Raw genomic sequence first — 2,404 nt, forward strand, 5'->3', positions numbered from 1 at the left:
CTGTCTTGGTGGTTGCAATATGACGAGCCAGGACGTCGTAGCGTTGAACTCATTCCTGCAGACAGCGGCGGTAATGGCTAACAGCAGCAATCGGCCACGGATGGATATTTACATGCTTGGTCCGCAGAACACATACAACACCGGTGGCAGTAAGCCGCAATCGTCGTACTCCGTCTATCGAGATTGCCAGACATGTCCCGGAAGGGGGTACATCTATAAATCGATAAGCGTTTAGTTACGTGGGGTTTATTGGGTTGGATGAGAAAAAGCCGGGCAGGCGCCCGGCTCATAGTTTGTAGCGATTGTAAGTTTATCAGGCGGCGGCCGGGATCTTCATCGGAGCGTTCGTGTTAGCGACGCTCTGCTGCTGGGTGACCGGCTGTAGGCGGATCAGGGTGAACGTGGTCTTGGTGCGACCGTTGTCCTCCGGGCGGGGCGGCAGACGATCATGGAAGCCGCCGAAACGTGCGGTGTTCCCGACGAAAATCTGATCGCGCATTCGTTCGAAGTTGTCACCGAATGCCATGCTGAAGATCTTCATCTCCTGGCCGGCGCGGGCGCCGGTGCGAACAACCGTCGTGCCGGCCCACTTTGCGTAGGCGCGTCCGTTCCGGTCGGCGCCGATGGTCACGTCGGTGAAGTTGATCTCATGGGTGTACATCGTGGATTTGGTGGTGGTGTTTGGCATTGTTTTCTCGTGGGGTTTGGTAGCGGTAAGGTTCATTTTTGATTTTATCCAGTGCCATGGTGATTTTCCGGGGTTGGCGGCTGAATGAGGTCAATCTTCAGAAGCTGGTCTGGGGCTGCGTTTCGCAGCGTTTGTTGGGCAAAAAAAACCCGGGCGAAGGCCCGGGCAATTTCGTATTTTTTTAGTGTCTGTTTAGCGCCTGGAGTCGAGTTTTTCGAACAGCGTTTTTACGGGGTCGCTGCCTAGTTTCACGCCGGCTGGTCGCATCGAGTAGATTGCGCTTACGTCTGTTCCGACCACAACGCCAAATATCGGGAGTATAGTCCACCGGGAAAGCTCGTTGTTGAGCACCATGGAGACAATGAGTGCCGTGACCGCACAGATGGTGAGGCTTGAGAAGAAGAGGTACCGGTCGAGCGTTTGGTCGCCGGTTGAGAACAGGGGGACCCGGCTCGTGTCGGACCCCCTGAGGCAACGTTTTCCAAACCAGAATGTGCCCGCGACCCGCAGTGCGATCCAGAATGTGGTTGTTTGCAGCAGGGTGAGTGCAGCGAGCACTTGGGTGGGGTCGTTCATCAGCCAGGAACTCTAGGCGAGGCGCATCGCAGGTTAAATTGGTGAGCCGATGTTACGGTCACCGGGGTTGGGAAAGCGCCGCCGGTCAGCTTCCCCCAGTTAGCCAAGGGTAGCGGAACGGTCAAGGGTTGTAATTTTCCGGGTTAATGGTTTTGCGTGTGGGCTGAGGACGTTGGCGGCCAAAAATGAGGGCGTGTCCCTGTAGATGTGCCCGGAAATACCGGTGTTATGGGCTTCGGCGAAAACGGGCGACGTTTTCGGGATGGGGTTGGCCAGAATCCCGCGACTGGGATTGGCGAGCGGGACAGGCCCAACAGGCAGTGGTGTGATTTTCGGCAAGAACGCGTGCGCAACCGATCAGGTTTTGCAAATCCATATGGCTCCGGAACAGACGGCTTTCACCGATGTCTTCTTGAAACTCATCGAGGTCGGCGTGCCGATTTGCCGCCACCGTGACACGTTGTCGTTCCGAGTGGGTCCACGATGGAGGAGGCTATGGAATTGCCAAACTGGCGCAGAATTGCGGCAGACGTAGCGGTTTCGCTACGTGTCGGGCCCCGCTTCGGCATTGCCGCGTTGATGTCGGCGGCCTCCACGTCGAGCCTTGAGCCTGGAGCACAGCGGGCCGTGGAGACGGCCATGCATAGTGCCTCGGCGTCGTGGTTGATCGCGAAGTCTGGCGATCGATGGAGGGCCCATTCAATTCCGGTTGAGGCGCCCCCTCCGCCGGCGAAGCTGTCAACGATAAGTCCAGACACCATTTCGTTAATTTCGGCGGCGGTGAAGGCAGGGGCGTCAACGTTTTTCAGCATTACCAGGGTTCCGTGGAAGAAGGAATTTTCGCGTTTGAGCGGCTTTTCAAAAATACGATTCAAAATCCGAGCGGAGATCAAATCGGAATGCGGAACCTTTCAGATACTCGAGCATCGGCCTCGGATGCGATGAAGCGACGGTCCATTTCCAGAGCGACCTGTCCAGTTGTGTTTGATCCAGCCATTGGGTCGTAAACGGTCTGGCCCTTGAGGGTGGTCAGACCGATGATGCGGCGGGGGACCTCCGCCGGAAAGCGGGCCGGGTGAACAGGGAGGCCGGCCTCTCTGCACCTCCGCGAGTATTTGTCGGATCCGCTGGCGCCGCCTG

The 2,404-nt window shown here is 57.3% G+C and carries 4 protein-coding genes; all 4 read right to left on the reverse strand.

The window, feature by feature from the left end:
* Positions 1-313 precede the first annotated feature (313 nt).
* Positions 314-724, reverse strand: coding sequence for a hypothetical protein (locus tag IE243_RS21915; RefSeq protein ID WP_191321431.1), 411 nt, complete (start codon positions 722-724; stop codon positions 314-316).
* Between the two features lie 156 nt (positions 725-880).
* Complete coding sequence (locus tag IE243_RS21920) at positions 881-1,264, reverse strand: hypothetical protein (RefSeq protein WP_191321432.1); 384 nt, start codon at positions 1,262-1,264, stop codon at positions 881-883.
* Between the two features lie 419 nt (positions 1,265-1,683).
* Complete coding sequence (locus IE243_RS21925; RefSeq protein WP_191321433.1) at positions 1,684-2,157, reverse strand: hypothetical protein; 474 nt, start codon at positions 2,155-2,157, stop codon at positions 1,684-1,686.
* Positions 2,154-2,404 (reverse strand): DNA methyltransferase (locus tag IE243_RS23665; protein ID WP_244643315.1); only part of this gene is annotated, 251 nt, incomplete at its 5' end. The genes IE243_RS21925 and IE243_RS23665, both read right to left, overlap by 4 nt.

It is taken from the genome of Camelimonas fluminis (assembly GCF_014656355.1).
Lineage (GTDB): Bacteria > Pseudomonadota > Alphaproteobacteria > Rhizobiales > Beijerinckiaceae > Camelimonas > Camelimonas fluminis.

Excerpts from the sequence above, each read along its gene's own strand:
- IE243_RS21915 (WP_191321431.1), bottom strand. The coding sequence starts at position 724 with ATGAACCTTACCGCTACCAAACCCCACGAGAAAACAATGCCAAACACC.
- IE243_RS21920 (WP_191321432.1), bottom strand. The coding sequence starts at position 1,264 with ATGAACGACCCCACCCAAGTGCTCGCTGCACTCACCCTGCTGCAAACA.